General features: G+C 49.0%; 5 protein-coding genes. 3 read left to right on the forward strand and 2 right to left on the reverse strand.

The features are described from left to right. Nucleotides 1-1,840: tape measure protein (locus tag ACW5W8_RS23190; protein ID WP_498630740.1), on the reverse strand; the 1,840-nt coding region annotated here is incomplete at its 3' end. Between the two features lie 477 nt (nucleotides 1,841-2,317). Here ACW5W8_RS23190 and ACW5W8_RS23195 point away from each other — a divergent pair. The 3 genes from ACW5W8_RS23195 to ACW5W8_RS23205 all read left to right on the forward strand — a co-directional run bounded on the left by ACW5W8_RS23195 (nucleotide 2,318) and on the right by ACW5W8_RS23205 (nucleotide 4,617). Next, nucleotides 2,318-2,854, forward strand: a complete 537-nt coding sequence (locus ACW5W8_RS23195; protein WP_498630742.1) for a hypothetical protein — start codon at nucleotides 2,318-2,320, stop codon at nucleotides 2,852-2,854. A gap of 29 nt (nucleotides 2,855-2,883) precedes the next feature. Beyond that, the gene (locus ACW5W8_RS23200) at nucleotides 2,884-3,282 is read left to right on the forward strand and encodes a hypothetical protein (protein ID WP_498630744.1); all 399 of its coding nucleotides are present in this window, start codon (nucleotides 2,884-2,886) and stop codon (nucleotides 3,280-3,282) included. Between the two features lie 324 nt (nucleotides 3,283-3,606). Beyond that, nucleotides 3,607-4,617, forward strand: a complete 1,011-nt coding sequence (locus ACW5W8_RS23205; protein ID WP_498630746.1) for a hypothetical protein — start codon at nucleotides 3,607-3,609, stop codon at nucleotides 4,615-4,617. A 56-nt stretch (nucleotides 4,618-4,673) separates the two neighbouring features. Here ACW5W8_RS23205 and ACW5W8_RS23210 read toward each other — a convergent pair. Then, nucleotides 4,674-5,386 (reverse strand): phage tail tube protein (locus tag ACW5W8_RS23210; protein ID WP_498630748.1); only part of this gene is annotated, 713 nt, incomplete at its 5' end.

The following is a 5,386-nucleotide window of genomic DNA, read 5'->3' on the forward strand; positions in this document are numbered from 1 at the left end:
TCTTGGCCTCATCACCCAGCGCTTTAACGGCTGCGGCGCCTTGTCGCCAGCTTCCAGTGGCCTCGTCGTAATGCACCTTGCCCTCGGCGACTAGGCGATCGAGATCCGCCATGCTGGTGATGGCAAACCCCAGCTCGCCTGACAGGGCGGCAAACTGACCATTGAGGCGGGCCTGAGTCTCGGAGCGCAGCCCCTGCGCCTCCCGGAGTGCCAGCTCAGCCTGCACCAGCTGGCGCAGGGCAGAGGCAAACTGGGTGATCTGGATGATGGACTCGACCGCCATGGCGGCCAGCAGCCCCTTAACGGCAGCGCCCAGTGCCCTGACCCCAATGGCAGCTCCTGCTGCTGCCGTGCCCGCTGTCGTCATGCCGCCTGCTGCTGTCGCGGTCGCCGCGGGTATGGCAATAAACTGGGCGTAGAGGCTGCGCAGATCACCAATCCAACCCGCGATTTTCAGGCCGACCCAAGCCTGGGCCAGTACGGTCAGTGCGGTGCGCCACTCATAGAGGGTCTGGATCAGCGACTTGAGGGTTTCCCCCATGGAGATAAAGCCATCGGAGAGGCGCTGCGCCCACTCCTGCAGGCGGCCATCCTTGGCCATCGCCTCAAATTCGGCATTAAGGTTGGCCAGCTGGTTTTTGAGCCAGGCCAGCGTCCCGTTCTCTGCCACCATCCGGTAAAACTTGGCGAGGTTGTCCTGAGCATTGGAGATAAGCCCGGAGAGCAGACTCATGTTGTCGGCAGCCGCACCGCGCGATTGGCTGGCAATCTCATTCATCAGGGCAGAGATAGTCTCGCGACCCAGCTTGCCCGCCTCAGAAAGCTTCTGCAGTTCGGCGGTATTCTTGCCGGTCACCAGCTCTAGCATCTGCCAGACCGGCACGCCCCGCTCAATCAGCTGCAAGATCTCCTCTCCCTGCAGCTTCTGCTTGGCCCAGGCTTGGCCGAGTGCCAGGGAGATGCCCTGCACCTCTTCAAAACCCCCGCCCAACTTGAACGCTTGATCGACAATGCCCTGCATGGCACCCGCCATGGGGTCAATGCCGAACGCCTTAAGGCGCACGAACACCTGGGTGACTTCACTGAGCTGCAGGGGGGGGTTCTTGGCAAAGTTCTGGATCCAGGCTGACGCCTCTTTGCCACCGGCAATCGACCCCATCACCGCCTTGAGCTGCACGCTAAGCCGCTCGGCCTGATCGCCGGTCTGGAACATGGCGAGCAGTTGGGTCGTCAGAGTCTGAATACCGAACCAGGTACCCGCCAGCGCCACCAGGCGGCCGGTCAGGCTGCCGATGGCCCCTTGAAAACCACCGGCCTGCTGACTGCCTTGGCGAAGCTCGCGCCCCAGCCGCTCGGTCTGGGCAACACTCTTGGTCAGCTCACGCTGCAGGCGCTGCTGTTCCTGGGCAAGGTTCCTGGTATCGAGCCCGGACTGCTTGAGCCCTGCGTGGAGGCGGGTATGACTGGCTGACTGAGCGACCAGCTGGCGCTCCAGTTGCTTGACCTCGGAAGCCAGCAACCGCTCTTGTTCGGCCAGCGCCTTGGCATCGCCACTGCCCGCTTGTTGCTCACGGCGAAACTGCTCCAGTTTGTCACGGCTGAGCACTGTCGCCAGTTCGAGCTGGGTCAGGGCCGCTTTGGATTCATTGAACTGCTGGATCTGCGCTTGCTGGCGGCTTAGCGATTCGAGGCTCTCGGCCAGCTGCGCCGTTTCGGCGGCCGTCTCGTCCGAGATAGGGCCCAGCTCCTGCACCTCACCCGCCAAGGCGGCCAGATCCTCCCGGCCGGTGACCTTGGCTGCAAGCTCCAGGGCAAGTTTGAGGGTGGTAGAGGTGGACATGGGGCATTCCGAGCAGATTCAGATTGCCCCATGGTAAAGGGATGGCAAAATAGGAGGGTTTATGAAGAATTACTGTGATGTCACACAAACCATCTGCTGTTGATTGTTATTTGGTCACAGCTAGGTACCCCCGACGTCTTCCCCCCTTACAACCCATAAAAATCTTATTGATTAATTTATTGATTTGGCTCAAAAGTAGCTCATTCCGCCCTTTCCCCTTAGCCCACAGCCCGTTAACATGCCCGCTTAGCAAAAACGCTTCGTTAGAGTCTCCTCATGGACTATACCATCCATACCTTGGTAGTGAGCAGCAGACTAAAGGCTTTGGCTAAGAGGTAAACTTGTACTTCAATGATTTAAAACAGATTTTGGGTGAGTAATAAAAATGGTACAGGGTTTACGAAAGACTCTGTTATCTAATTAGTACGGTTTTCCATCTAATCACTGTTAGATCTTCCAGAGGATACTTAAGTTTTTATGTCAGAATTTGAGATCGCAATTTCTACACTTCTGCTGGGTTTTATACTTGGTCAGGCTATTGACTTCACAAAATATCGCTGGGATATCTATCGTAAGAAAAGAGCTATTTCTGATGAGGTTTTGGATATCTGTGAAAATTTCAAGGAAAAAACTAGTAGGGTAAAGACAATACTTAGAGAAACCAATACTGGCGAAGTGCATGGAGCTTGGATACCTGCAAGCATCTCGCGTGTCATTTTTAATCATCATTACGCTGAAGTTGCACCATTTTTTACTCGTGAAGAAAGAGTGGAATTAACCGTAATTTACCAGTGCGTTGATAATTTCAATGAAGTGTTATCTACGGGTGATTACAACAACTTGGTTAGCTACAACAAATTAATGCTCTCTTTGTACTGTCAAAGCCTCATGGGATGCGCGACTATCGAGTATTATTTAGTTCACAAAGGTAAACTGCGTATCAATGACAATAACGAAAAAATGGAAAAGATACAGGCAGAGATACAAGAACTTGTTGACAAATACCACACTTAAATTATTTTAATTTAAAAAGAGGAACAGATATGTCACTCAACATACCGGCTATGATTGGAGTATTAACTCAAGGTGTAAAATTGTGGTGGGAACATGATGAACTTAAAAATAAAAAAAGAATGGAAGTGTTGAACTCTATCGGTCAAGTAATGCATGCTTGTATTAACACAAAAGCATATTTATATGATATTCGTATTTTAAATATCGCGGCCAACCGTGAGAAAGAATTGTCAATTGCTGCTGCATGGCAAGATGCTGCTAATGCTATTTATCATATCGACCAGAAGCTGTTTGAGTCAAGCCAGATAAAAGCGCTCAGTTGGGCTGACCCACAAATGTGGCATTCAAAAAGAGCTGAGGGTGTAGTCGTAAAACTTGATTTACTTATTGAGCAATGTGAATGGCTAAAAAAAGAATTAGATAAATAAACAGAAAGTCATTCAAGAGAAATTCACATTCTTACTGCTATCACTTTGATTACATCTTTTGTGCAGTAACTATGCTGATGATTTTTCATTAAAAATAGCAGTAGGAATAAATAATGCAAGAATTAATAGCCTCATCTTTAGCTAATGTTGGGCGGGAGTTTCAGGAAAATGAATTAGCCTACTTAGCTCTAACGACAAAGATTGAGACATATCAAATTAAATTAAATTAAACTATTAGGGCGTGAGATACGATATGATATTTCCACCCATATTTCCTTACGATAATTAACCATCCCGTTATGGCTAAAATAAACTGAGATATATATGAAAAAATACAAGCTAACCAATGAACATAAAACAATAACTAGATGGTTAGGTCGCGAGGAAATAGAGTCAAAGCTGTACCGCATTGAAGCGCTTGTAGACTTCAATGATATTAAAAAAGGTGATTTAGGTGGTTGGATTGAAAGCGAATTAAATCTATCACAAGATGGCTTATGCTGGATATACGATGAAAATTCAACAGTCTCAGATAAAGCCATCGTAAGTGGTAATGCCAAGATCACTGGTTTTTCAAGTATTAATGGCTTTTGTAAAATATATGACAATGCAACAATTAACAGCTCAGATATAAGAGATACATCTGAAGTGTTTGGTAATGCCGAGATAACTGACAGCTCAGTTAGTGGCGAGTCAACTATTTTCGAAAATGCAAAAGTTAAAAACTCTCATATCATAGGTGATGGTCGATACTCAGAAGAGTATACCAAACAAAAATTACAAATATATGGTAATTCGCAACTTCTAGGTGTCAGAATAGACGGCGTACCACACATATATGAAAATGCAATACTTGACAAAGGCATATCTATTGAGCACTCCCCAAGGATATATGGTCGAAGTATATTACGAGGTCAGGTAAAAACTGATAACATTTTTTCCGCAGAAGCAACATTATTCATCCTTGATGACACTGAAATTTTTGGTAATGCCGTAGTAGAAGCTAAAAAGAAAGATGAAAAAGAGTGTTCACTCTTCATTAAAAATTCAGCCAGGATATACGGAAACTCTCATGTTGTTGGTTCAGGCTCAATAAACGACCGTGTTCGTATCTATGATTACGCAAAAATTAATGGTCTTTTTCATATCGCCGATTATTGTGAAGTTTTTGGTGAAACAAATATTTCTGGAAAATTTAAAACATGGTTATTTGGTCATGTTAAAGTATCTGGCGTAACATTTATATGTGCTGATAAAAAAACAATCAGCCTCGAAGGGAGAAAAAATATTCAAAACAAGATGATAACACGAAACTTATTTCTTGGGCTTTTTTGAGCAACAACAAATGGCGGGTCTCCCCGCCGTTTTTCATTACCCCTCCGCCGCTACCGTCACACCGTCACCGGCCGATCCACATAGAAGGGTGCGGTCTCGCCATCCACGGCCAGCAACTCCCCCTCCAGCTCGATCTCGATGGGCTTGTCGCTCATAAAATCCACCGCCTTTTTGGGGGACAAGCTGGCACGGGGCACCGTCAGTTTGATGGCCTCGCCGCTGACGATACTGCGGCCATCGAGCAGCAGCCGCGCCTTGATCTCCGGCTGGATGTTGCCCGCGATGCGGGTACCGGTCACCGCATTATAGGTACCGCTGACCGTCAGGCTGCCGCCATCGGCTACCGAGCTACCTTTCACCGCCCGCACCAGCCCGAGCGCATAGTTGACCTCGATATCGGTACCCACCACCAGCGCCGTGGCCCCTTCCTTGATGGCCAGACCGGTTGCGGCAATATTGCTTTTGCCCAGCTGGGCCCACTTCGGCCAGGCGGGCAGAACGACCTGCAGATCAGTCAGCGTCCCGGCCCCCTGATTGATGGGGCTCTCCAGACCCATAAAGGCGGCGGCCAGCAGCACGGGCGGGATCTCGGTGGTCTTGATGGTGACCATGGCAGGCTTGGGAATGTGGTAGTTCTCCCGCGCCTGACCATATTGCCCCTTGCGCTTACTGGGAATGGAGATCTTCTGGCTGTCGGGTTTCACTTCCAGGCTATCCACATCGATGGGGCCAATCACCCCGGCCGAGACCCCGTTGGTAAAGGTCTCGA

The organism is Aeromonas aquatilis (assembly GCF_054052405.1).